The sequence below is a fragment of the Anoxybacillus sp. MB8 genome (genome assembly GCF_011006755.1).
GTDB classification, from domain to species: Bacteria; Bacillota; Bacilli; order Bacillales; family Anoxybacillaceae; genus Anoxybacillus; species Anoxybacillus gonensis.
Genome location: NZ_RXXX01000021.1, coordinates 1 through 25,441 on the forward strand (window position 1 = coordinate 1; position 25,441 = coordinate 25,441).

Consider the following 25,441-nt stretch of genomic DNA (forward strand, 5'->3'; position numbering starts at 1 on the left):
ACACGGAAGTTAAGCTCTCCAGCGCCGATGGTAGTTGGCGGGACACCGCCTGCGAGAGTAGGACGTTGCCGGGCAAAGAGAAGACCAAGACGATTTAGTCTTGGTCTTTTTTAGCTCATTGCTTTCTTTATACTCCCGCACAAAATGATTCGTTTCGAAGTATATTGTTATATGAAACTGGGAAAACTGTTAGCGGGAGGTGGAGAACAAATGTCTTATAAAGAAACTTGTATTGTATGTGATGGGCAAAATAAAAAAGGAATTCATGTTTTTCATCATTTTATATGCATGGATTGTCATAACGATCTCATTCAAACGGAGACAAATGATGAAAAATACAAATTTTACGTTGATCGGCTGAAAAAAATAGGAGAGAATAAAATATATTCATAACAAAAGGCCCCTACTATGATTAGGGCCTGTTTTATTTTAATATAAATATATAAAAACAACGAGCGAGGAAGCGAATAAAGATGGATCAAACGAAAACACCTCTATATACACTTTTATGTGAACATGCCTCGACACAACCGATTTCATTTCACGTACCAGGGCATAAATATGGAGCTGTTTTTTATGAAAAAGCTCTTTTTTCTTTTGCACCATTGCTACATTTAGATGTAACGGAACTTTCACATTTAGATGATTTACATCATCCAACGGGAGCGATTGAACAGGCACAACAATTAGCGGCAAAATTATATGGGGTAAAACGGACGTATTTTTTAGTTAATGGTTCTACTGCCGGTAATTTAGCGATGATTACAGCTGCATGTGAAAAAAACAAAAAAGTCATTGTACAACGTAATTGTCATAAATCTATTTTACATGCACTACATCTCGTTGGAGCAACACCTATTTTTATTTCCCCGGAATTTGATGAAGATGTTCGAGTGATGTCTTTTGTGTCGTTTGAAACAATTGATCATACATTGCGTGAGCATTCAGATGCCGCTGCGCTCATTTTAACAAATCCAAACTATTATGGGATGTCTATTGATTTAACGAAAATTATTCAATTGGCCCATTCTTATCGCATACCTGTGTTAGTGGATGAGGCACATGGAGCTCATTTTGTGCTTGGGGAACCTTTTCCAAAATCAGCTGTGGAATGTGGAGCAGACATTGTTGTACAATCGGCCCATAAAACACTTCCAGCTATGACCATGGGATCTTTTTTGCACTTTAATAGTGAGCTTATAAATGAACGTACGTTAAGATACTTTTTGCAAGTTTTTCAAACAAGCAGCCCATCTTATCCAATTATGGCTTCGCTTGATTTGGCTCGCGCTTATGTTGCGCAACAGACACGTGAAACGATTGATGAAATGGTTGAACAAATTCAATTATTTAAGCAAGAGTTGCGAACAATTGAAGCGATTCATGTGGTGGAATCACGGCATCCCCTTATTCGAACGGATTTGTTAAAGGTTACGTTACAAACGCGCAGTGCACATTCAGGTTACGAGTTGCAGCAGATATTAGAAAGAAACGGAATTTTTACAGAAATGGCTGACCCATATAACGTATTACTTGTTTATCCGCTTGCGAAAATCAAAACATTTCAAATGATTATAGAGCGAATAAAACATGCGCTACAATGTATTCGAAGCGAACGACAAAACGAACATGTACAATTTCAACTACCAAAGCATTGTCAAGCTGTGAGTTATGAATGGATTAAAGGTAGGAAAACAAAACAAGTGCTGCTTCATGATGCAATCGGACGTGTTTGTGCTCAAATGGTTGTCCCTTATCCACCCGGAATTCCTATTTTACTTATTGGGGAAATTGTGACAAGGCAACATGTTGAGCTTATTCAATATTTGAAGCAAACGGGCGCATATTTTCAAACAGATATAGAAGGAAATTGTATCGAAGTTTTTGAGGAGGCTTAAGATGAACTACTTATTTTTTTCATTTGAAGGTCCTGAGGGGGCAGGAAAAACAACGATCGTTCGCATGTTAACGGATTATTTAACTAAGCAACACGTTGATGTTGTCGCAACACGTGAGCCGGGAGGGATCGATATCGCCGAGCAAATTCGTTCCGTCATTTTGCATCCTAATAATGATCGAATGGATGCACGAACAGAAGCTTTACTTTATGCAGCGGCGAGACGACAACATTTAGTTGAAAAAGTGATTCCTGCATTGAAGGAAGGGAAAATGGTTCTTTGTGATCGCTTTATTGACAGTTCGCTTGCTTACCAAGGGGTCGCGCGTGGTTTAGGAATAGATGAGATATTGGCTATTAATGAGTTTGCGATTGAAAATTGGATGCCAACATTAACGATTTATTTTGATATTGATCCAGCGCTTGGGTTAGCGCGTATTCGCGAAAATGGATTAAGAGAAGTGAATCGACTTGATTTAGAGGAACTAGCGTTTCATGAACGAGTGCGTGATGGATATATGATGTTATTAGATCGTTTTCCAAATCGCATAAAAAAAGTAGACGCTACGCAATCTGTAACAAAAGTGTTTGAAGACGTGTGGGCGCTTATAGAGCCTTTGTTAAGAAAGTGAGAGGATCGTCATGTCATGGAAAATGCTCGAAACAAATCAACCACATGTAGCTAAAATGATCGTCAACAGTATAAGAAAAGGCAGAGTGGCTCATGCATACTTATTTGAAGGACAAAAAGGGACAGGAAAAAAGGAAGCGGCTCTTTTATTTGCAAAGCGTTTGTTTTGTTTAACAAATGTACATGATGACCCTTGCGAAACATGTGTGAATTGTCGGCGGATTCAATCTGGTAATCATCCAGACGTTCATCTCGTTGTGCCAGATGGAAATTCAATTAAAAAGCAACAAATTGAGCAGCTGCAAGAGGAGTTTACAAAAACGGCTGTTGAATCGAATCGTAAGCTATATATCATTGAGCATGCTGATCAAATGACCGTTCAAGCTGCGAATAGCTTGTTAAAATTTTTAGAGGAACCATCAGCAAAAACGGTGGCGATTTTATTAACAGAGCAATTACATCGCATACTTCCAACGATTGTTTCACGTTGTCAAGTGATTTCTTTTCGCAAATTACCGACAGAACAAATATACGCTCATTTACAAAAACAAGGTGTACCACGAGAGTTAGCGATATTAGCTGCTAGAGTAACAAATAATGTGCAAGAAGCATTTCAGTTAAGTCAAGATGATTGGTTTGCACAAGCACGAAAAATAGTGATACAATTATATGAAGCATTAAACAAGCAATATGTCCAAGCGTTGCTCGTCATTCAGCAACATTGGCTTAGCCATTTTACGAATAAAGAACAAATGAGCATAGGGTTAGATTTATTATTATATTTATATAAAGATTTATTATATGTGTTACTAGGGGAAGAACAACAAATTGCATACAGTGATTGCATAAATGAATTTCAGCGGTCGCGTTTTCTTTATTCTGAAAAGCAAATTGCTCAACATATGAAGGCCATTTTACAAGCAAAAGCGCGGTTGCATACGAATATGAATCCGCAGCTTTTAATGGAACAGTTAGTATTGCAGTTGCGGGAGGGATCTGCATTTGTATGAAGTTGTAGGCGTTCGTTTTAAGAAAGCAGGAAAGATTTATTATTTTGATCCTGGAGATTTACCGATTTCAAACGGTGATTATGTCATTGTTGAAACCGTTCGCGGCATTGAATTTGGAAAGGTTGTTGTCGCTAAAAAACAAGTTGATGAAAAAGATATTGTTTTGCCATTGAAAAAAGTGATTCGCATGGCTGATCAAAAAGATAAGCTTATTGTAGAGGAAAATAAAAAGGCAGCCGAAGAAGCATACGACATTTGCTTAAAAAAAGTAGAAGAACACGGGCTGGAAATGAAGCTTGTCGATGTCGAGTATACATTCGACCGCAATAAAATCATTTTTTATTTTACGGCTGATGGACGCGTTGATTTTCGCGAGCTTGTTAAAGATTTAGCAGCCATTTTTCGCACGAGAATTGAACTGAGACAAATTGGTGTGCGTGATGAAGCGAAAATGTTAGGCGGTATCGGGCCATGCGGGCGCATGCTTTGCTGTTCGACATTTTTAGGTGACTTCGATCCGGTTTCCATTAAAATGGCGAAAGATCAAAATTTATCGCTAAATCCGACAAAAATATCAGGGTTATGCGGCCGATTAATGTGCTGTTTAAAATATGAAAATGATGAATACGAGACAGCGAAAGAACAGTTGCCGGATTTAGGTGAAATGATTGAAACTCCTCTCGGATTAGGAAAAGTCGTTGGATTGAATATTTTAGAACGAGTGTTACAAGTGGAATTAGTCGAAAAAGATCGGGTCGTTGAGTATACGATTGACGAATTATTAAAGGAAAAAGTTCTTCCTACTCAAGCCACAGAGTGATGGGGTGGATGGCGCGTGAATAAAAAAGAGATTTTCCAATCTGTAACGAGCATCGAGGAACAAATTGCTCATTTATATAAACAGCTAGGTGAGTTGAAAAGCTATCTTGGAGAGTTAATTGAAGAAAATCATCGCCTCCAAGTTGAAAATGATCATTTGCGCAGACGGCTCGAACAGTTGTCTGAGCGAAAAGTCGAACAAGGCAAAAAACAAACGAAAGAAAAATTAGTTGATATTGGTGAAGGATACGACAACTTAGCTCGTCTGTACCAAGAAGGCTTTCACATTTGCAATGTACATTACGGAAGTTTACGGACCGATGGGGATTGTTTATTTTGTTTGTCATTTTTAAATAAAAAATAGCCTTTCTGACGAATGGTCTGGAAAGGCTATTTTGTCGTAGAAAGAGGGATTGTATATGTTGCGTGAGGATGAAAGACTCGATTATTTGCTAGCAGAAGATATGAAAATTATTCAAAGTCCATCCGTATTTGCTTTTTCACTTGACGCGGTGTTGTTGGCCAATTTTGTATACGTTCCGATTCAAAAAGGAAATTTAGTTGACTTATGTACAGGGAATGGAGTCATTCCACTATTGTTAAGCAAACGAACGAAAGGGAAAATGATTGGGGTAGAAATTCAAGAAAAAATTTATGATATGGCGAAACGAAGCGTACAATACAACAAATTAGAGGAGCAAATTGAAATCATTCACGGTGACATTAAAGATATGCCTGCTCATCTTGGGTATAGTAAGTTTGATGTTGTGACGTGCAATCCTCCGTATTTCCCAACACCAAACGAAGAAGAAATGAATAAAAATGAACATTTCGCGATTGCGCGCCATGAAATTTACTGCACGTTAGAAGATGTCATTCGCGTAAGCAGTCAATTGCTCAAACAAGGTGGAAAGGCCGCTTTCGTTCACCGCCCTGAGCGGTTGTTAGATATCGTTACGTTTATGCGACAATATCGTTTAGAACCGAAACGGTTGCGTTTTGTTTATCCAAAACAGGGAAAGGAAGCGAACACCATTTTAATTGAAGGAACGAAAGACGGCAATAAAGGGTTGAAAATATTACCTCCTCTCTTTGTATACGAACAAAATGGAGAGTATACGAGCGAGTTAAAACATATTTTATACGGGGAATGAGATGAGATGAACGAACAAAAAAGTTTTATTGAAGAAGATGAAAAAGGAATTTTGTACATCGTCCCGACGCCGATCGGCAATTTAGAAGACATCACGTTGCGTGCGATTGAAACGTTACGAACAGTAGATTTCATTGCGGCTGAAGATACACGGCAAACGAAGAAATTGCTTAATCATTTCGATATTCATACGCCGCTTGTTAGTTACCATGAACATAATAAACAATCGCGAGGAGAGCATATTATTGCTTCTCTATTACAAGGGAAACATATCGCTTTAGTGAGTGATGCTGGAACGCCAACGATTTCCGACCCAGGCCATGAGCTTGTAGTTGAAGCGTTACGTGCACAATGTAAAGTTGTTCCTCTTCCTGGTGCGAATGCGGCCATTACCGCGTTAACAGCCTCTGGATTACCGACAAATCATTTTTATTTTTATGGTTTTTTATCGCGGCATAAGAAAGAAAAGAAAAAAGAGCTGGAGCAATTAAAACATATAAAAGATACGCTTATTTTTTACGAAGCGCCGCATCGTCTTCAAGAAACGTTAACGGTCATGTATCATATATTTGGCAATCGACAAATGGCTGTGGCGCGCGAGCTAACGAAAAAATTTGAACAGTTTATTCGCGGAACGATAGAAGAAGTGATGCATTGGGCAGAACATCATGAAGTTCGCGGAGAGTTTTGTCTTCTTGTTGAAGGAAATCACATATATGATGAAGAACCGATATGGTGGAATGATTTAACTATTGTTGAACATGTAAATTATTATATAGAAGCGAAGCAATATACATCGAAAGAAGCGATTAAACAAGTAGCAAAAGATCGCCAATTACCGAAGCGGGATGTGTATGAGGCGTATCATAAGTAAAAAAAGTTTCTCTAGAAAAGTCTAGAGAAACTTTTTATTTTGATTGTTGAAGAAGGTTTTGAATTTCTTGTAATAACGTTTCTGCGCCTTCTTTGCTTAAAATGATTTTTCCATCTGCAAGCTTAAAGTTGTCGTCAGATACTTCCCCAGTTACTACGCAAGTCATGTTTGGTTTGTATTTTTTCAAAATGATGCGCTCATCATCTACATAAATTTCTAACGCATCTTTCTCTGCGATTCCTAATGTACGGCGCAATTCGATTGGAATAACAACACGACCTAACTCATCAACTTTACGAACAATACCTGTTGATTTCATCTTTATTCTCCTCTCCTTCTTTTCATCTTTTTTCGTCAATATTCGACAAAATCTCTATGGATTTATCATAACAACTTTTCCATTAAGCGTCAATCCTTTTATATGCAATGATTTAAAAAAATGTATGATTTACATGTCGCTGCATATAAAATTCGACAAAATGATAGCTGAAATGACAAAATCCGAATGATTTGACAAGAGATGCATAACAGTTTTTAACTACTTTTCAAGACGATACAAACCTTATTATAAATATTATTCGACAAAATTCAACACAAATTCGACAAATTTATCGATATATTTTCGACAAAATTCGACAAAAATATATGATTTGTCGACAATGCTATGTCGAATAGTTGACAGCGCTCTCTATTTTTATGTATATTTTGGTGAGATAAGAGGAATAGATGTATTGATCAAGAATACAAATATGCAATCGCTCTCGTCCTTTGGGCGAGAGCGTTTCTACTAAACGTGCAACAAGGAGGGGTACAAGTGACGAAAAAGACGTTTTATATCACCACACCCATTTATTATCCGAGCGATAAATTACATATCGGTCACGCTTATACGACGGTAGCTGGCGATGCAATGGCAAGATATAAGCGGATGCGCGGCTATGATGTGATGTATTTAACAGGAACAGATGAACATGGTCAAAAAATTCAACGAAAAGCAGAGGAAAAAGGAGTTACTCCACAGCAGTATGTCGATGAAATTGTTGCGGGAATTAAAGAACTTTGGAAAAAACTAGATATTTCTTATAACGATTTTATTCGTACAACAGAACAGCGCCATAAACAAGTTGTTGAAAAAATTTTTGTCCGTCTTTTAGAACAAGGGGATATTTATTTAGACGAATACGAAGGATGGTATTGTACTCCGTGTGAATCGTTTTACACTGAGCGACAATTAGTCGAAGGGAATTGTCCAGATTGTGGACGTCCTGTAGAAAAAGTAAAAGAACAATCATATTTTTTCCGGATGAGCAAATATGTCGATCGTTTATTAGCGTTCTATGAAGAAAATCCGCAATTTATTCAGCCGGAATCGCGCAAAAATGAAATGATTAATAACTTTATCAAGCCGGGCTTAGAGGATTTAGCTGTGTCACGGACAACGTTTGATTGGGGCATTCCTGTTCCGGGCGACCCGAAACATGTCATTTATGTATGGATTGATGCATTGTCAAACTATATTACTGCCTTAGGGTATGGAACAGAAAATGATGAAAAATATAAAACGTATTGGCCGGCTGATGTTCACCTCGTTGGAAAGGAAATTGTTCGTTTCCATACGATTTATTGGCCAATTATGTTAATGGCTTTAGATCTTCCGCTTCCAAAAAAAGTGTTTGCGCACGGCTGGTTGCTTATGAAAGACGGAAAAATGTCGAAGTCGAAAGGAAATGTTGTTGATCCAGTTACGTTAATTGATCGATATGGCTTAGATGCGTTACGTTATTATTTACTTCGTGAAGTGCCGTTTGGTTCAGACGGTGTGTTTACACCAGAAGGTTTTGTCGAGCGCATAAACTATGATTTAGCGAACGATTTAGGTAATTTGCTTAATCGAACTGTAGCAATGATCGAAAAATATTTTGCCGGCCGTATTCCTGCATATCGTGGCACGCATACCTCATTTGATGAACAACTTGTGCAAACGGCATATGATACTGTTAAACAGTATGAAGAAGCGATGGAACAAATGCAATTTTCACAAGCTTTAACAGCTGTTTGGCAGCTTATTAGCCGCACGAACAAATATATTGATGAAACGCAACCATGGGTATTGGCAAAGGACGAAGGAGCGCGTGAACAGTTAGCTTCCGTCATGTCGCATTTAGCGGAGTCTCTTCGTTATGTAGCTGTTTTATTGCAACCGTTTTTAACAGCAACGCCAAAACGAATGTTTGCTCAACTTGGCATTCAAGATGAGCAATTAATGAGCTGGGACAGCTTACAAACGTTTGGTGCTTCACAACAAGAGCGAACGGTTGAAAAAGGAGCTCCACTGTTCCCACGTTTAGACGTTCAAGAAGAAGTGCAATATATTCAAACACAAATGAGCGGGACATCAGCAAACGTAGAAGAAAAGCAGGAACAAAATGAAGAGAAGAGCGAAGAAATTACGATTGATGATTTTATGAAAGTCGATTTACGCGTCGCACAAGTGATTCATGCTGAGCCAATCCCAAAAGCGGATCGCTTGCTTAAATTGCAACTGGACTTAGGCTATGAAAAGCGACAAGTTGTATCAGGTATTGCAAAACATTATAAACCGGAAGATTTAATTGGGAAAAAAGTCATTTGCGTGACGAATTTAAAGCCTGTGAAATTGCGCGGAGAACTGTCACAAGGCATGATTTTAGCAGGGGAAAAAGATGGAGTATTGTCATTGGCGACAGTGGATGAATCGCTTCCAAATGGAGCAAAAGTGAAGTAAAGAGGTGTTGTAAAAACACCTCTTTGTTTCTATTTTGTAATGTAATTGTTATATAGCTGTGATTTATGTAACGGGATTGTGTGGTAAACTGAACATCGGAAGAAAAGAGGGGTTATATGTTATTTGATACACATGCACATTTAAATGCGACACAATTTAGCGAAGATGTTGAACAAGTGATTGAACGAGCACGTGCAGAAGGTGTGTCACATATTGTCGTCGTTGGCTTTGATCGACCAACCATTCAACGGGCAATGGAGCTAGCAGAAAAATATCCCTTTATTTACGCAGCTGTTGGATGGCACCCTGTCGATGCGATTCATATGACTGACGAAGATCTTGTCATGATTGAACGTTTAGCTGCGCATCCGAAAGTTGTAGCGCTCGGTGAAATGGGGCTTGATTATTATTGGGATCAATCGCCGAAAGACGTACAAAAAGAAGTATTTCGAAAACAAATTCGTTTAGCAAAAAAAGTGAAGTTGCCGATTATTATACATAATCGCGATGCAACAGCCGATATTGTTGATATTTTACGAGAAGAACGTGCTGAGGAAGTCGGAGGCGTGATGCATTGTTTTAGCGGAAGTATAGAAGTGGCAAGACAATGCATGGATATGAATTTTTATATTTCATTTGGCGGTCCTGTGACGTTTAAAAATGCAAAAAAACCGAAAGAAGTGGCAAAAGAAATTCCGCTTGATCGGTTACTTATTGAAACGGACTGTCCGTATTTAACGCCACATCCGTTTCGAGGAAAACGGAATGAACCGAGCTACGTCAAATATATTGCTGAAGCGATCGCTGAATTAAAAGGGTTATCTTTTGAAGAAGTCGCCCAAAAAACGTCCGACAATGCGAAGCGATTATTCGGCATCGTTTGATAGAGAATCGTGTCGATGATTAGGAAGACTTGTCTAAAGAAAAGATGAAACGAGATTGTTCTACAACTTTTTTTGCAAGCATACAATAAGCTTGTCGACAAGTCTTCCTTCCCTTATGAAAGAATATTTTGAATAATAGATAATAAGCTTCATAGAAAGGGAGGGTCGTCGCGATCATCTATCGGAAAAGGAGGCGTTTTTATTTTGATTACGTATGTAAAAAAATTATTGCAATCCACATCAAAAAAGAAGATTGCACTTGCTACTGGAGGGTTTTTAGCCTTATCTGGCATGACGGGATATGCTAGCTATGAATGGACAAAAGAGACGGTGACGTTGTATGCAAACGGAAAAGAGGAAAAAGTGCGTACGCATGCAAATACGGTTGCTGAGTTACTAAAAGAACAAAATATTCAGTTAAAACAAGACGATTTTATATCTCCTTCCCCGAAAACTAAAATTGTTGATCATTTAACGGTGAAATGGGAAGCAAGCAAGCCGATTGTATTAGTCGTTGATGGGGTAGAAAAGAGGTTAAGGACGACGGCGAAAACGGTGAAGGATGTATTGCATATTCAGCAAATCCAGCTTCGTGATTATGATGAAATATCACCAAACGTCGACGAAAAAGTGAAAGACAACATGAAAATAGTGATAAGTAAAGCGTTTCCGATTACGGTAAATGACGGCGGCAAACAGCAACAAGTTTGGTCTACTTCGACTACGGTCGCTGACTTTTTAGCTAAACAACATATTACATTACGAGAGCTGGATCGCGTTCAACCAAAATTGAATGACATGATTCAACCAAACACAAAAATAAACATTGTTCGAGTTGAAAAAGTCACCGATGTAGTGGAAGAACCAGTCAATTATACTGTTGTAAAAAAGAAAGATGCCCAATTAGAAAAAGGGAAACAAAAGGTCATTAGCGAAGGGGAAAAAGGGCTTGTCGCAAAGCAATATGAAGTGATTTTAGAAAACGGAAAAGAAGTATCGCGCAAGCTTATTAAAACAGAGACGATTAAACAAAGTAAAAATCGTATTGTTGCGATTGGAACAAAACAAGCTCCAAGAATATTAGCTTCCCGTGGAAGTGGTGAGGTAGCTGAAGAACTTTATGTGATTGCCACAGCATATACAGCGTATTGTGGTGGTTGTTCTGGAACGACCGCAACAGGCGTAAATTTACGTTCAAATCCAAACGCCAAGGTAATTGCCGTCGATCCGCGTGTCATCCCGCTTGGAACAAAGGTATACGTTGAGGGGTACGGATATGCTGTTGCTGCAGATACAGGAGCGAATGTAAGAGGATATAAAATTGACGTATTTTTCCCAGATAAATCGACCGCTTATCGTTGGGGAACAAAGCGTGTGAAAATTAAAATTTTAAAATAACTGCAGAGGATTTCGCGATCCTCTGTTTTTTTCGTTATAATGAGTGAAGATAAATGGATAGATGGAGGTTTTTATGAAAATTAAAGAAATTATCGTAGTCGAAGGACGTGACGATACGGTGGCGATTCGCCGCGCGGTAGATGCAGATACGATTGAAACGAACGGAGCAGCGATTAATGATGAGACGATCGAGCGTATTCGTTTAGCCCAGCAACAGCGAGGAGTGATTATTTTTACGGATCCTGATTACCCAGGAGAAAAAATTCGTAAAACAATTGCTGAGCGTGTGCCAGGATGTAAACACGCATTTTTGACGCGCGAAGAAGCGAGAGGCAAACACGGAAAAGGGCTCGGCGTTGAACATGCCTCCATTGAAGCGATTCGCACAGCGCTTTTAAGTGTGTACGAAGAAATGATCGATCCGCAAGAAGAGATTTCATTTCAGCAGCTTGTCGATGCAGGATTAATCGGGGGGCCGCTAGCGCGTGCTCGTCGTGAAAGGTTAGGTAAACTATTAAAAATCGGATATACAAATGGAAAACAATTGCATAAACGGTTACAAATGTTTCAAATTTCAAAAGAACAGTTTGTGGAAGCGATGAAGCAAGTGATGCAGGAGGAAGAACATGTATAAAGATATTGCTACACCGACGCGTACAAAAGAAATTTTAGCGAAATACGGCTTTTCGTTTAAAAAAAGCCTTGGACAAAATTTTTTAATTGAACCGAATATTTTACATCGTATTGTTGATTTTGCTCAGCTTTCTGAGCGAACAGGTGTCATCGAGATTGGACCGGGAATTGGGGCGCTTACAGAACAATTAGCGCGGCGAGCAAAAAAAGTAGTCGCATTCGAAATTGATCAGCGGCTTCTTCCTATTTTAGCGGATACGCTTTCCCCGTATTCAAACGTATCCGTTATTCACCAAGATATTTTAAAAGCTGACGTTCAACAAGTGATATCGGAACAGTTAGCGGATGTAGAAGATATTGTGGTTGTTGCCAACTTACCATATTACGTCACGACACCGATTATTATGAAGTTGTTAACGGATCGTTTACCTATTCGCGGAATGGTTGTTATGTTGCAAAAAGAAGTAGCAGAGCGCATGGCGGCAAAGCCTGGAACGAAAGACTACGGTTCCTTAACGATTGCTGTTCAATATTATACGCAAGCGGAAACGGTCATGCATGTGCCACGAACTGTATTTGTACCGAAGCCGAATGTAGATTCTGCAGTCATTCGTTTATTGAAGCGAGAACAACCTGCTGTCGCTGTGTCGAACGAAGATTTTTTCTTTACTGTTGTTCGTGCAAGTTTTGGGCAAAGGCGTAAAACGATTTTAAACAATTTAATGAGCCACTTACCAGGCGGTAAACAGAAAAAAGATGAAATTGAAAAGGCGCTTCAAGCTGCTCATATTGATCCGAAGCGAAGAGGAGAAACGCTTACTATCGCTGAATTTGCTCTTTTGAGCGAGCGACTATACGACAGTTTTTCACAAGAGGCTTAAAGCCTCTTTTTTTACACGTTCGATCTTCTCGTTGCATATGTTACAAACAAAACAGATGAAAGGGCGGGCGTGTATGATTCAAATTGGTGACATTGTTGCGCGAAAATCGTATGAATATGATATTTTGTTTCGAGTCATTGATATAAAAGAAAAAGAAGGAGAAAAAGAAGCAATTTTATATGGAGAAGACGTTCGACTTATAGCGGACGCTCCATTTTCCGATTTAGTTGTTATTGATGAGCGAGAAAAGAAGAAGCGGGAAGAAAAAGAGAAACAACATATTGAGCAATGTTATAAATTACTGCGTCAAGATTATCGATTGTTGCGGGAAAAAAGCGAATATGAAGCGACTGGTGGATACGAAGTGAAAATGGATTTTTTCCAACTGCCAGGACGAGTGCTTCATATCGATGGAGACCCGCTTTATTTACGAAAATGTATGCAGTTGTATGAACGAATTGGTGTTCCGGTATATGGTGTTCATTGTCACGAAACAGACATGCCTGATCGGATTATTCCGCTACTTGAACAAGTGCGTCCAGATATTTTAGTTGTCACTGGGCATGATGCATATTCAAAATCAAAAGGATCGGTGGATGATTTAAAAGCGTATCGTCATTCGAAATATTTTGTGCAAACGGTGCGACAGGCACGCAAAAAAATTCCGAATCTCGATCAACTCGTCATTTTCGCTGGGGCTTGTCAATCTCATTTCGAATCGCTTATTCGAGCAGGTGCGAACTTTGCTAGCTCGCCTGCACGCGTCAATATTCATGCGCTTGACCCTGTATATATTGTTTCACGTATTAGTTTTACTCCTTTTATGGATCGTGTCAATGTATGGGATGTGCTAAGAAATACATTAACGGGAGAAAAAGGGCTTGGCGGTGTTGAAACGCGAGGCGTTTTGCGAACAGGAATGCCGTTTCGGACGATTGCTGAGCAAACATAAACAAATGCCTCTTGTCTTTTTGCCGTTGTGGTAAAAAGACAAGATAAGGCAATATGATTTTGTTTTTTAACACTTTTTATACATAATTTTTTTTATTATTGTCCATAATAAAAACAAAAGTATTGACATAAAATATTTTTTGTTGATATAATTCTTATTTTTTGACTTATTCATTTCTGTTTGTTATACTACGTAATAGTGAGGTGGATACGATGGGAAAAACATTGTCGGAAATTAAAAAAGTGTTGGATTCGAATCTCGGTAAAAGATTGACGTTGAAAGCGAACGGTGGGCGTCGAAAGACAATCGAGCGTTGCGGCGTGTTGGCCCAAACATATCCGTCCGTATTTGTCGTTGAACTCGATCAAGAAGAAAACGCTTTTGAACGTGTATCATATAGTTATGCAGACGTATTGACAGAGACGGTGCAGCTTACATTTTTCGATGACGAACAAGTAGCGATGAGCAGCTCACATTCATGATAGTGAAGGAGGCGACCTATATCGGTTGTCTCTTTTTTTGTAGCTATTGAAAAGGCACGTATTTGTTCACTATTTTTTGTGGTAAAATGTCGATAGGAGTTTGAAGTCGGAAAAGTAGGTGAACAGGTTGAGGTTGTTAGTGAAAGCACCAGCGAAAATTAATTTATCTCTTGATGTCTTACATAAGCGTCCGGACGGTTATCATGAAGTCAAAATGGTGATGACGACAATTGACTTAGCTGACCGTGTAGAGTTAGCGGATTTATATTGTGATAAGATTCAAATTATCTCCCACAATCGTTTTGTACCGGATGATGAACGAAATTTAGCATATCAAGCTGCAAAATTGTTAAAAGAAAAGTTTGGCGTTCGTCGCGGCGTAGCCATTTCTATTACGAAATGCATCCCTGTTGCAGCAGGTCTTGCGGGTGGGAGTAGCGATGCAGCTGCAACGTTGCGCGGATTAAATAAGCTTTGGGGGTTAGGTTTAAGTTTAGATGAGCTTGCTGAAATTGGCGCAGAGATCGGTTCGGACGTTCCGTTTTGTGTATATGGGGGAACGGCGGTTGCAACAGGACGTGGGGAAAAAATTGAACATATTCCTGCCCCTCCGCCAAGTTGGGTCATTTTAGCTAAGCCCACAATCGGAGTATCAACAGCGGATGTGTATCGCAATTTAAATTTACAATCCGTTGATCATCCGAATGTAGATGGAATGGTTGCGGCCATTAAAGAGAAAAATTACGAAAAAATTTGTGCACTTGCGGGGAACGTACTAGAAAGTGTCACATTAAACATGCATCCGGAAGTAGCTCAAATTAAAGAACAAATGAAGCGTTTTGGAGCAGATGTATCGTTAATGAGTGGCAGTGGTCCAACCGTATTCGGCCTTGTTCAACACGATTCGCGTTTGCAACGTGTATATAACGGGTTGCGGGGTTTTTGTGAACACGTATATGCTGTTCGATTAATCGGGGAAAGGCACGAACAATAAGGAGGTTATCACATGAAATTAAGGCGAAGCAGTCGGCTTGTGGATATGACGCACTATTTGCTTTATCACCCACATCAACTTGTACCGCTGACTTTTTTTGCAGAGCGATATGGATCAGCAAAATCGTCTATTAGTGAAGATTTAGCTATTATTAAGCAAACGTTTGAACAACAAGGAATCGGTTTATTGCGCACGCTCCCTGGGGCTGCCGGAGGAGTGCAATATGTCCCGAAAATGTCGGAAGCAGAAGCAAAACAGTTTATTCAGCAATTATGTACAAGCCTAGCAGACCCTGAGCGATTATTACCAGGGGGGTATTTGTACATGACGGATTTGCTCGGTGATACGCGCATCGTCAACCAAATTGGGCGTCTATATGCTTCTGCGTTTGCGCATGAACATATTGATTTTGTTGTAACGGTTGCTACAAAAGGAATTCCGTTAGCTTATGCAGTTGCAAGTTTTTTAAATGTACCTGTCGTCATTATTCGTCGCGATAGTAAAGTAACGGAAGGATCAATGGTCAGCATCAATTACGTGTCCGGTTCATCGAAACGCATTCAAACGATGGTTTTATCTAAGCGGAGTTTAAGAGAAGGAGCAAACGTCTTAATTGTTGATGATTTTATGAAAGCTGGCGGAACAATTAACGGTATGATTAGTTTGCTTTCAGAGTTTCGTGCAAACGTTGTTGGCATTGGTGTGCTCGTTGAGTCAGAAGAAGCAGAAGAACGACTCGTTGATGAATATGTTTCCCTTGTGAAACTCACGTCTGTGAATGTCAAAGAAAAACAAATTACCGTAGAAGAAGGAAACTACTTTCATTTTGTCAAATAAAAATAAATGATTTTTACATACAGGAGGAAGAGACATGAAAGTTGTGCACACAAATCAAGCTCCACAAGCGATTGGACCATACTCCCAAGGTATTATCGTTAACAATATGTTTTACAGCTCTGGGCAAATTGCTTTAACGCCGGAAGGGGAAATGGTACAAGGGGACATTCAAGCACAAACGCATCAAGTATTCAAAAACTTACAAGCCGTACTTGAAGCGGCAGGAGCGTCTTTAGAAACAGTTGTAAAAACAACAGTGTTTTTAAAAGACATGAATGATTTTGCAGCGATGAATGAAGTATATGGACAATATTTTCGCGATCATAAACCAGCGCGTTCCGCTGTTGAAGTTGCCCGCTTACCGAAAGATGCGTTAATTGAAATCGAAGTCGTTGCGCTTGTCAAACAATCGTAAAAAAATTTTTTTCATGTTAGCAGGAAAATAAAAAACGACGTGGAATAAATTCACTTAAGTTCTTATATAGGGAAAAGGTGGTGAACAGAATGGAAGTGACTGACGTGAGATTACGCCGCGTGAATACCGAAGGACGTATGAGAGCGATTGCTTCGATTACGTTGGATCATGAATTTGTCGTTCATGATATCCGCGTGATTGAAGGCAATAACGGCTTGTTTGTCGCAATGCCAAGCAAGCGTACTCCTGACGGGGAATTCCGTGACATCGCTCATCCAATTAACTCAACAACCCGCGGGAAAATTCAAGAAGCTGTTTTAGCTGAATATCACCGTGCTGGTGAGTTGGAAAAAGAGCTTGAAGAAGCAGGTGCTTCGTAAATCATAACAGAGGACCCTTTCGTTAAAAAAGGGTCCTTTTCATATGAAAATAATGTTCATTCTATTAGTAAAGAACATATAGTGAAAATGATGAATTTTTTTGGTAGATGACAATGTTTCCTTGAAATACATACATAATTGATATATATTCAATATGGATAAAGAGAGGTATGGAGGCCTTACGATGAAACGATATGCGATCATTTTAGCGGCTGGACAGGGGACGCGTATGCGTTCGAAGCTTTATAAAGTGTTACACCCTGTCTGTGGGAAGCCGATGGTACAGCATGTAGTAGATGCCATTTCTACGTTACATGTCGATCGATTAATTACAGTTGTTGGTTTTGGAGCAGAACGAGTCAAAGAACAACTCGGCAATCAAAGTGAGTACGTCATTCAAGAACAACAGCTTGGGACAGCACATGCTGTCATGCAAGCAGCACCTCATTTAGCTGATAAAGATGGTGTGACTCTCGTTGTTTGCGGAGATACACCACTGATCACCTCAGAAACGATGGAAGCGCTTTTACAACATCATTTACAGACGAAAGCGAAAGCAACCATTTTAACCGCCCTTGCAGAAGATCCAACTGGATATGGTCGCATTGTCCGCAATCAAGATGGACATGTCGAAAAAATTGTAGAACATAAAGATGCAACAGAAGAAGAGCGAATGATTCGTGAAATTAATACAGGAACGTATTGTTTTGATAATCGTGCGCTATTTGAAGCGCTTACGAAAGTGTCGAACGATAATGCGCAAGGGGAATATTATTTACCAGATGTCATCGAAATTTTGAAAAAACAAGGCGAAATCATTTCAGCGTACGAAACGCCAATATTTGAAGAAACGTTAGGTGTGAATGACCGCATTGCACTTGCGCAAGCAGAAAAAATTATGCGTATGCGCATTCACCGACAACATATGGCAAATGGTGTGACAATCATTGATCCTGAGCATACGTATATAGCACCTGATGTGCACATTGGACAGGATACGATCATTTATCCTGGGACATGGATTGAAGGCTATACGGTAATTGGTGAAAATTGCATTATCGGACCGAATAGCGAAATTAAAAATAGTCGTATTGGTGACAATACATCGATTCGTCATTCTGTTGTACATGACAGCGAAGTAGGCAAAGATGTAACGATCGGTCCATTTGCCCACATTCGTCCGCTATCTAAAATTGGCGACGATGTGAGAATCGGAAACTTCGTTGAAATTAAAAAAGCGACGTTTGGAAATGGAAGTAAAGCATCGCACTTAAGCTATATCGGAGATGCTGAAGTAGGGGCTGATGTAAATATCGGTTGTGGTACGATTACGGTAAATTATGATGGGGTAAATAAATATGTGACAAAAATTGAAGATGGTGCGTTTATCGGTTGCAACTCGAACTTGATTGCCCCTGTCGTTGTAGGAAGCGGAGCATACGTAGCAGCTGGCTCAACTATTACCGATGATGTACCTAACCGCGCTTTAGCTATTGCGCGCGCTCGGCAAACAAATAAAGAAAATTATGTTGAACGTCTACAAGAAAAGAAAAAATCCTAATGGAGGTTTACTTACCCATGTCTCAGTATTTGAATTCTAATTTAAAGTTATTTTCGTTAAATTCGAATCCGATTTTAGCCCAAGAAATCGCAAAAGTCATTGGTGTTGAACTAGGAAAATGTTCCGTTTCTCGTTTTAGCGACGGGGAAATTCAAATTAACATTGAAGAAAGTATTCGTGGTTGCGATGTTTATGTTATTCAATCAACAAGCGCCCCTGTAAATGAACATTTGATGGAACTACTTATTATGATTGACGCATTAAAGCGAGCGTCTGCTAAAACAATTAATATCGTTATGCCGTACTACGGATATGCTCGTCAAGATCGGAAAGCCCGTTCTCGCGAGCCGATCACTGCAAAATTGGTTGCCAATTTATTAGAAACAGCAGGTGCTTCCCGCGTCATTACACTTGATTTGCACGCACCACAAATTCAAGGATTTTTTGATATTCCAATCGATCACTTAATGGGTGTTCCGATTTTAGCAGATTACTTTAAAGAAAAACAACTTGATGATATTGTGATTGTTTCTCCAGACCATGGCGGTGTGACGCGCGCACGGAAAATGGCAGATCGCCTAAAAGCGCCTATTGCCATCATTGACAAACGCCGTCCAAAACCAAATGTGGCAGAAGTGATGAACATTATTGGTAATGTGCAAGGGAAAACGACGATTTTAGTGGACGATATTATTGATACAGCTGGAACAATTACTTTAGCAGCAAATGCGTTAGCTGAGCATGGGGCGAAAGAAGTGTATGCATGTTGTACGCACCCTGTCTTATCGGGTCCAGCGATTGAACGAATTCAAAACTCGAAAATTAAAGAGCTTGTCGTAACGAATACAATTGCGATTCCTGAAGAAAAGAAAATGAATAAAATTGTAGAGCTATCTGTTGCTCCGCTTATCGGTGAAGCAATTATTCGTGTACACGAAGAACAATCGATTAGCGCATTGTTCGATTAATGGCGTTTAGACCTTCCTATTTTAGGGGAAGCTATGAGCGATTCTAAAATAGGAAGGTGATTTCATTGTTACAACTTCAATTACGTACAGATCATCGACGTTCTTATGTGAAACAAATGCGAAAACAAGGTCACATCCCAGCCGTTTTGTACGGAAAAAAGACGAATAGCCAACCTGTTTTTGTTGATGCGGCCGAGTTTTTGAAACAATGGCGGGCTGTTGGCGGGAGCGGCCTTTTAGACGCTCAATTAAATGACAATCATATTCGCATCATCGTTCGTGATATGCAAAAGCATCCGATTCGCCATGATGTGATTCATATTGACTTTTTAGCGGTTGATGCAAAGACAGAAATTGATGTTCACGTTCCTATTCATTTGATTGGCGAAGCAGCAGGTGTAAAAGACGGTGGTGTACTGCAACAGGCCATGCATCAATTGTCCATTCGGGCGCTACCGTCCAATATTCCACCGTCTATCGATATAGACATAACAAATTTACAAGTAGGCGATGTCATTACAGTTTCACATATTCAAACGAACGGTGTTTACGAAATAAATCATGATCCGACAGAAGTGATCGCATCGATCTTGCCACCGAAGCAAGAAGAAGAAATTCATAGCGGTGAAGAACAAGAACCAGGAAAACCGGAATCGGAAGAAGGACGCGAAACAACGCCGTGACGGACGTAGCCATCATTGGTTACGTCTTTTGCAGTATGGAGAGAAGGAGCAGGGGAAATGGCAAAACTGTTTGTTGGTTTAGGCAACCCAGGAAAAGAGTACGAGCAAACGAGACATAATGTAGGTTTTATGGTCGTTGACGAACTTGCTCATCGCTGGGGGTTTGCCCTCAATCAAACGAAGTTTCAAGGTATATTTGCAAGTGGTATCATTTCAGGAGAAAAAGTCATATTATGCAAACCGCTTACATATATGAACTTATCGGGCGAATGTGTTCGGCCGTTGATGGATTATTACGACATTGACGTCGATGATGTCATTGTCATTTATGACGACTTAGACTTACCAACAGGGACGGTTCGCTTACGACCAAAAGGAAGTGCAGGCGGGCATAATGGGATGAAATCACTTATTCATCATTTGAAAACAGAGCAATTGAAACGTATCCGCATCGGTATCGATCGCCCGAAAAATGGGATGAAAGTGAGCGACTACGTATTAGGTCGGTTTACAACTGAAGAAAAAATAAATATTGATCAAGCGATTCAAAAGGCAGCTGATGCGTGCGAGCGATCGTTACAAATTCCGTTTGCTCAAGTGATGAATGAATTCAATAAGTAGTTGAATAATTTCCTCCTAAATGGTTCAAAATGTATTCGATTGAATTAACCATTTAGGAGGGGATACGATATGGCATTACACTATTATTGCCGCCATTGCGGCATGAAAATGGGGACGCTTGATGTGCTCGATTTAGAAAGTGAGCAATTAGGTTTTCATCAGTTAACGGAAGAAGAACGATTAGATATGATTCAGTATCTCCCTTCAGGAGAAGTTTACGTGAAATCTATTTGCGAACATTGCCAAGAGGCATTAGATCGGAATCCTGATCTTCATCAATATGAAAAATTCATTCAATAATTGGCTTTGGGGCTCCCAAAGCGTTTTTGTATTTATGTTTGGAGAGGAGGGAGTTTTTTGCGAGGCTTACGACAATATTTTATCAATCATGCGGACATGCAATCGGTTGCAGAAGGCATTCGTAATGGGTTAAAAGAGCAGCTTGTAACAGGGTTATCTGGTTCAGCCCGTTCTGTTTTTATTTCTTCTTTGTATGAGGAGACAGAACGGCCTTTATGCATTGTAACGCACAATTTATTTCAAGCACAAAAAATATATGATGATCTGATTCAATTAGTGGATGAGGAGGAAGTATTTCTTTATCCGGTCAATGAATTAATTGCAGCTGAATTAGCTGTAGCTAGTCCAGAATTGAGAGCACAACGTTTAGAAGTATTGAACTATTGGTGTGAACGGAAGAAAGGAATCGTTATCGCTCCAATTGCAGCATTGCGACGACTACTTCCACCAAAAGATGTATGGGAGCGTTATCAACTTCATTTTCGTGTTGGTGAGCAAGTCGATGTCGAACGTTGTTTGCAACAATTTGTTGCGATGGGATATGAGCGTGTATCAGTCGTTTCGACGCCAGGGGAATTTAGCGTTCGAGGAGGCATTATTGATATTTATCCCCTCACTGCAGAACTTCCTTATCGTATTGAGTTATTTGATATTGAGATTGAGTCCATTCGGACGTTTGCAGTTGACGATCAACGTTCGGTAGCTGAAATAGAAGAAGTATTCATCGGTCCAGCGACGGAGCTCATTATTGAACAACAACATATGGCTGAAGCTATTCAAAAACTAGAAGTACAATTTCATGATACGTTGCAGCATATTCATGATGAAAAGACGAAAAATCGCTTATACGAACATGTGTCGTTTGAATTGGAACAGCTGAAAAATGGAAAATCAATCGAAGAAATGTACAAGTATTTCTCATTCTTTTACCCTTCGGCTGCAAGTTTGCTAGATTATATTCCAAACAACGGTGTAGTTGTCATTGACGAAATGAGTCGCATTCAAGAAGTAGCAGAAAAACTCGAGCAAGAAGAGGCAGAGTGGTATACGAACTTATTGGAAGAAGGAAAAATCGTACAAAACGTATCGATTTCTCATTCGTTTCCCGAAGTGCTACAAAAACGGATGAAGCAAACCATTTATTTGTCTTTATTTTTACGTCATATCCCATATACACATCCGCAAAATATTGTCAATATATCTTGCAAGCAAATGCAAGTGTTCTATAGTCAAATGCAATTGTTAAAGGCGGAAATCGAACGTTGGCAAAAGGGAAACTATGCTGTTGTGTTGCTAGCGGGGGACGAAGAACGGGCGAAAAAGCTGAAGCGAACGTTGGAAGATTATGAGATTGATGCGATTCAAATTGGAAAAGACGATGCGTTATTACATGGAAAATGTCAAATCGTTCCGTCTGGGCTCGTCGCAGGATTTGAATTGTCGATGCAAAAACTGGCTGTCATTACGGAGGAAGAGCTATTTAAAAAGCGATTGAAACGTCCTATGCGACGTCAAAAATTGTCGAATGCGGAACGTATTAAAAGTTATACAGATTTAAAAGTTGGTGACTATGTCGTTCACGTCAATCATGGAATTGGAAAGTATTTAGGAATCGAAACGTTAGAAATTAACGGAATTCATAAAGATTACATTCATATTCAATATCAAGGGAATGATACGTTATACGTTCCTGTTGATCAAATGGATCTCGTCCAAAAATATGTTGGTTCAGAAGGAAAAGAACCGAAAATTTACAAACTAGGTGGAACAGAATGGAAGAAAGTAAAAAAGAAAGTAGAGTCTTCCGTTCAAGATATTGCTGAAGATTTAATGAAGCTGTACGCCGAGCGAGAAGCAAGCAAAGGATATGCCTTCTCACCTGATAATGAAATGCAACGGGAATTTGAAGCAGCGTTCCCATATCAAGAAACAGAAGATCAGCTTCGTTCAATTCGCGAAATTAAACGGGACATGGAAAGCGAGCGGCCGATGGATCGGTTATTATGTGGGGATGTTGGTTATGGAAAAACAGAAGTCGCATTGCGTGCCGCATTTAAAGCGATTATGGACGGAAAACAAGTCGCATTTCTCGTCCCAACGACAATTTTAGCCCAGCAACATTATGAAACGGTCCGTGAACGTTTCCAAGGATACCCGATTAACGTCGGTTTATTAAGTCGTTTCCGTACAAAAAAACAACAAGCGGAAACGATTCAAGGTTTAAAAGACGGCACGATTGATATGGTGATTGGTACGCATCGGCTTTTATCAAAAGATGTATCGTTTAAAGATTTAGGTTTATTAATTATTGACGAGGAACAACGATTCGGTGTTGCTCATAAAGAAAAAATTAAACAACTAAAAACAAATATCGATGTATTAACATTAACCGCTACACCGATCCCACGCACGTTGCATATGTCGCTTATCGGTGTCCGCGATTTATCTGTCATCGAAACACCTCCGGAAAATCGTTTCCCCGTACAAACGTATGTGATGGAATATAGTCCGATCATTGTGCGAGAAGCGATTGAGCGCGAAATGGCGCGCGGAGGACAAGTGTTTTTCCTTTATAATCGCATTGAAGATATCGATCGTAAAGCGGAAGAAATTTCGATGCTCGTGCCTGATGCGCGCGTCACGTATGCGCACGGGAGAATGTCCGAACATGAATTAGAGGCGGTCATGCTTGCGTTTTTAGAAGGACAGTACGATGTGTTAGTAAGTACAACGATTATCGAGACAGGTGTCGATATTCCGAATGTGAATACGTTAATTGTTTATGATGCCGACAAAATGGGACTTTCCCAACTGTATCAATTGCGTGGGCGAGTGGGACGTTCCAATCGCATTGCGTATGCGTACTTTACGTATCGAAAAGATAAAGTGCTAAATGAAATCGCTGAAAAACGATTACAGGCAATTAAGGAATTTACAGAGCTTGGATCAGGATTTAAAATTGCGATGCGCGATTTGTCTATTCGAGGAGCTGGGAACTTATTAGGGGCACAGCAACACGGGTTTATTGATTCCGTCGGTTTTGAGCTTTATTCTCAAATGTTGAAAGAAGCTATTGAGGAACGACGAGGAATGAAGCAAGAAAAACCGTTTGAAGTGGAAATGGATTTAGAAGTGGATGCGTATATCCCAGAGCATTACATTTCAAATGAACAACAAAAAATCGAGATGTATAAACGATTCCGCGCACTTGACTCGTTAGAGGAACTCGAACAATTGCGTGAGGAAATGTTAGACCGTTTCGGTGAGTATCCAGATGAAGTGGCGTATTTATTCCAAATCGCAGAAATGAAAATATATGCAAAACAGCATCTCATTGAGTCCATTAAGCAAACGAAACAAGATATTACGATTTTGTTTTCACAAGAAACGACAAAGCAAATTGATGTCAGCAAATTGTTTAAACTCGGTGAACCGTATGGAAGAGATGTTGGGTTTGGCATGGACGGCGATCGATTTAAAATTGTCGTTCATGCGAAAGGAATGAAGCCACAACAATGGATGATGATCATTTATGAGTTGCTAAAAGGGTTAAAATATGCTAAAAAATAATTGATTGTTTTATGTTTATTGTTTATAAATAAGTGGCAATGATGAAGATGGGGGATTTTCACTTTTTAAAAAAAATCCCCCTTCATTGTGTATATAACTTCGTTTGTTACGGATACTAATCACAACAATGGTGAATTATTCAACTGCTTCACCAGTGCCATTTTTAATAACTACATGAAAGTGAGGCATCGATAGATGAAAGCAACAGGTATTGTTCGACGAATCGATGATTTAGGACGAGTAGTCATTCCGAAAGAAATTCGCAGAACACTTCGCATTCGTGAAGGAGACCCGCTTGAAATATTTGTGGACCGTGATGGTGAGGTCATTTTGAAAAAGTATTCGCCGATTAGCGAACTAGGCGACTTTGCAAAAGAGTACGCTGAGGCTCTATTTGACAGCTTAGGACAACCTGTGCTCATTTGTGACCGCGATGTATTTATTGCAGTAGCAGGTGGATCGAAAAAAGAATATTTAAACAAAAGCGTCAGTGAACTTGTTGAAAAAGTGATGGAAGATCGTCAGTCCGTTTTGCATACAGAAGAAACAAACGTGTCATTTGCCCAAGCCCATGAAGAGCATATGCAATCATATGTGATTGCACCGATTATTGCCGGAGGAGATCCGATCGGGGCAGTTATTATTTTCTCGAAAGATAAAACACTTGGCGAAGTGGAGCATAAAGCAGCAGAAACGGCAGCGAGCTTCCTTGCTCGTCAAATGGAACAATAAAG

The 25,441-nt window shown here is 39.6% G+C and carries 27 protein-coding genes and 1 rRNA gene; 27 read left to right on the plus strand and 1 reads right to left on the minus strand.

The window, feature by feature from the left end:
* The 9 genes from rrf to rsmI form a co-directional block, all read left to right on the plus strand.
* Positions 1 to 74, plus strand: a 5S ribosomal RNA gene (gene rrf, locus EKC99_RS16135); the annotation flags it as partial.
* Between the two features lie 136 nt (positions 75 to 210).
* On the plus strand, positions 211 to 393 hold the full coding sequence (locus EKC99_RS08820) for a sigma factor G inhibitor Gin (RefSeq protein WP_019418065.1): 183 nt from the start codon (positions 211 to 213) through the stop codon (positions 391 to 393).
* Between the two features lie 80 nt (positions 394 to 473).
* Positions 474 to 1,898, plus strand: coding sequence for an aminotransferase class I/II-fold pyridoxal phosphate-dependent enzyme (locus EKC99_RS08825; RefSeq protein ID WP_019418064.1), 1,425 nt, complete (start codon positions 474 to 476; stop codon positions 1,896 to 1,898).
* A gap of 1 nt (position 1,899) precedes the next feature.
* Positions 1,900 to 2,529, plus strand: coding sequence for a dTMP kinase (gene tmk / locus EKC99_RS08830; protein ID WP_009360790.1), 630 nt, complete (start codon positions 1,900 to 1,902; stop codon positions 2,527 to 2,529).
* Positions 2,530 to 2,539: 10 nt separating this feature from the next.
* Positions 2,540 to 3,538: a DNA polymerase III subunit delta' gene (gene holB / locus EKC99_RS08835; RefSeq protein ID WP_009360789.1), complete on the plus strand. Its 999-nt coding sequence runs from the start codon at positions 2,540 to 2,542 to the stop codon at positions 3,536 to 3,538.
* Positions 3,531 to 4,358, plus strand: a complete 828-nt coding sequence (locus EKC99_RS08840; protein WP_021095961.1) for a PSP1 domain-containing protein — start codon at positions 3,531 to 3,533, stop codon at positions 4,356 to 4,358. Before holB ends, EKC99_RS08840 begins: the two co-directional genes overlap by 8 nt.
* Before the next feature lie 15 nt (positions 4,359 to 4,373).
* Positions 4,374 to 4,721 carry a DNA replication initiation control protein YabA gene (gene yabA / locus EKC99_RS08845; protein WP_021095962.1) on the plus strand — a complete coding sequence of 116 codons (348 nt, stop codon included), beginning with the start codon at positions 4,374 to 4,376 and terminating at the stop codon, positions 4,719 to 4,721.
* 55 nt (positions 4,722 to 4,776) lie between these two features.
* Entirely contained in the window at positions 4,777 to 5,511 is a 735-nt protein-coding gene (locus EKC99_RS08850; protein WP_021095963.1) for a tRNA1(Val) (adenine(37)-N6)-methyltransferase, read from the plus strand.
* A 6-nt stretch (positions 5,512 to 5,517) separates the two neighbouring features.
* Positions 5,518 to 6,384: a 16S rRNA (cytidine(1402)-2'-O)-methyltransferase gene (gene rsmI / locus EKC99_RS08855; RefSeq protein ID WP_021095964.1), complete on the plus strand. Its 867-nt coding sequence runs from the start codon at positions 5,518 to 5,520 to the stop codon at positions 6,382 to 6,384.
* A gap of 34 nt (positions 6,385 to 6,418) precedes the next feature.
* Here the strand turns inward: rsmI and EKC99_RS08860 are convergent, their stop codons facing one another.
* Complete coding sequence (locus EKC99_RS08860; RefSeq protein WP_171335231.1) at positions 6,419 to 6,709, minus strand: transition state genes transcriptional regulator AbrB; 291 nt, start codon at positions 6,707 to 6,709, stop codon at positions 6,419 to 6,421.
* Between the two features lie 489 nt (positions 6,710 to 7,198).
* Between EKC99_RS08860 and metG the strand changes: the two genes are divergently transcribed.
* From metG to spoVT, 18 genes are all read left to right on the plus strand, one after another.
* Positions 7,199 to 9,148, plus strand: a complete 1,950-nt coding sequence (gene metG, locus EKC99_RS08865; RefSeq protein ID WP_163151490.1) for a methionine--tRNA ligase — start codon at positions 7,199 to 7,201, stop codon at positions 9,146 to 9,148.
* Between the two features lie 116 nt (positions 9,149 to 9,264).
* A complete protein-coding gene (locus EKC99_RS08870) occupies positions 9,265 to 10,032 on the plus strand; it encodes a TatD family hydrolase (protein ID WP_163151492.1) in 768 nt (255 codons plus the stop codon).
* Between the two features lie 204 nt (positions 10,033 to 10,236).
* Positions 10,237 to 11,430, plus strand: coding sequence for a resuscitation-promoting factor (locus EKC99_RS08875; RefSeq protein ID WP_163151494.1), 1,194 nt, complete (start codon positions 10,237 to 10,239; stop codon positions 11,428 to 11,430).
* A 61-nt stretch (positions 11,431 to 11,491) separates the two neighbouring features.
* Positions 11,492 to 12,064: a ribonuclease M5 gene (rnmV, locus tag EKC99_RS08880; protein WP_163151496.1), complete on the plus strand. Its 573-nt coding sequence runs from the start codon at positions 11,492 to 11,494 to the stop codon at positions 12,062 to 12,064.
* Positions 12,057 to 12,944, plus strand: a complete 888-nt coding sequence (rsmA, locus tag EKC99_RS08885; RefSeq protein WP_163151498.1) for a 16S rRNA (adenine(1518)-N(6)/adenine(1519)-N(6))-dimethyltransferase RsmA — start codon at positions 12,057 to 12,059, stop codon at positions 12,942 to 12,944. The genes rnmV and rsmA overlap by 8 nt, the downstream gene beginning before the upstream one ends.
* A 73-nt stretch (positions 12,945 to 13,017) precedes the next feature.
* Positions 13,018 to 13,896 carry a sporulation peptidase YabG gene (gene yabG / locus EKC99_RS08890; protein ID WP_163151500.1) on the plus strand — a complete coding sequence of 293 codons (879 nt, stop codon included), beginning with the start codon at positions 13,018 to 13,020 and terminating at the stop codon, positions 13,894 to 13,896.
* 212 nt (positions 13,897 to 14,108) lie between these two features.
* Complete coding sequence (gene veg, locus EKC99_RS08895; protein WP_009360777.1) at positions 14,109 to 14,378, plus strand: biofilm formation stimulator Veg; 270 nt, start codon at positions 14,109 to 14,111, stop codon at positions 14,376 to 14,378.
* A 127-nt stretch (positions 14,379 to 14,505) separates the two neighbouring features.
* Entirely contained in the window at positions 14,506 to 15,372 is an 867-nt protein-coding gene (gene ispE, locus EKC99_RS08900; protein ID WP_026011756.1) for a 4-(cytidine 5'-diphospho)-2-C-methyl-D-erythritol kinase, read from the plus strand.
* Positions 15,373 to 15,384: 12 nt separating this feature from the next.
* On the plus strand, positions 15,385 to 16,209 hold the full coding sequence (purR, locus tag EKC99_RS08905; RefSeq protein WP_163151502.1) for a pur operon repressor: 825 nt from the start codon (positions 15,385 to 15,387) through the stop codon (positions 16,207 to 16,209).
* Between the two features lie 34 nt (positions 16,210 to 16,243).
* The gene (locus EKC99_RS08910) at positions 16,244 to 16,624 is read left to right on the plus strand and encodes a RidA family protein (RefSeq protein ID WP_004888532.1); all 381 of its coding nucleotides are present in this window, start codon (positions 16,244 to 16,246) and stop codon (positions 16,622 to 16,624) included.
* Positions 16,625 to 16,713: 89 nt separating this feature from the next.
* The gene (gene spoVG / locus EKC99_RS08915) at positions 16,714 to 17,004 is read left to right on the plus strand and encodes a septation regulator SpoVG (RefSeq protein ID WP_003398210.1); all 291 of its coding nucleotides are present in this window, start codon (positions 16,714 to 16,716) and stop codon (positions 17,002 to 17,004) included.
* A gap of 184 nt (positions 17,005 to 17,188) precedes the next feature.
* The gene (gene glmU, locus EKC99_RS08920) at positions 17,189 to 18,565 is read left to right on the plus strand and encodes a bifunctional UDP-N-acetylglucosamine diphosphorylase/glucosamine-1-phosphate N-acetyltransferase GlmU (protein WP_009360774.1); all 1,377 of its coding nucleotides are present in this window, start codon (positions 17,189 to 17,191) and stop codon (positions 18,563 to 18,565) included.
* A gap of 17 nt (positions 18,566 to 18,582) precedes the next feature.
* Positions 18,583 to 19,533 (plus strand): ribose-phosphate diphosphokinase, encoded by a 951-nt coding sequence (locus EKC99_RS08925; RefSeq protein ID WP_009360773.1) that lies wholly within the window; start codon positions 18,583 to 18,585, stop codon positions 19,531 to 19,533.
* Between the two features lie 56 nt (positions 19,534 to 19,589).
* Positions 19,590 to 20,216 (plus strand): 50S ribosomal protein L25/general stress protein Ctc, encoded by a 627-nt coding sequence (locus EKC99_RS08930; protein ID WP_163151504.1) that lies wholly within the window; start codon positions 19,590 to 19,592, stop codon positions 20,214 to 20,216.
* A 57-nt stretch (positions 20,217 to 20,273) separates the two neighbouring features.
* Entirely contained in the window at positions 20,274 to 20,837 is a 564-nt protein-coding gene (pth, locus tag EKC99_RS08935) for an aminoacyl-tRNA hydrolase (protein WP_163151506.1), read from the plus strand.
* Between the two features lie 69 nt (positions 20,838 to 20,906).
* Positions 20,907 to 21,137 (plus strand): anti-sigma-F factor Fin, encoded by a 231-nt coding sequence (gene fin, locus EKC99_RS08940; protein ID WP_009360770.1) that lies wholly within the window; start codon positions 20,907 to 20,909, stop codon positions 21,135 to 21,137.
* Positions 21,138 to 21,194: 57 nt separating this feature from the next.
* Positions 21,195 to 24,707 carry a transcription-repair coupling factor gene (gene mfd, locus EKC99_RS08945; RefSeq protein WP_163151508.1) on the plus strand — a complete coding sequence of 1,171 codons (3,513 nt, stop codon included), beginning with the start codon at positions 21,195 to 21,197 and terminating at the stop codon, positions 24,705 to 24,707.
* Positions 24,708 to 24,902: 195 nt separating this feature from the next.
* Positions 24,903 to 25,439, plus strand: coding sequence for a stage V sporulation protein T (spoVT, locus tag EKC99_RS08950; protein ID WP_009360768.1), 537 nt, complete (start codon positions 24,903 to 24,905; stop codon positions 25,437 to 25,439).
* Positions 25,440 to 25,441: the final 2 nt, after the last annotated feature.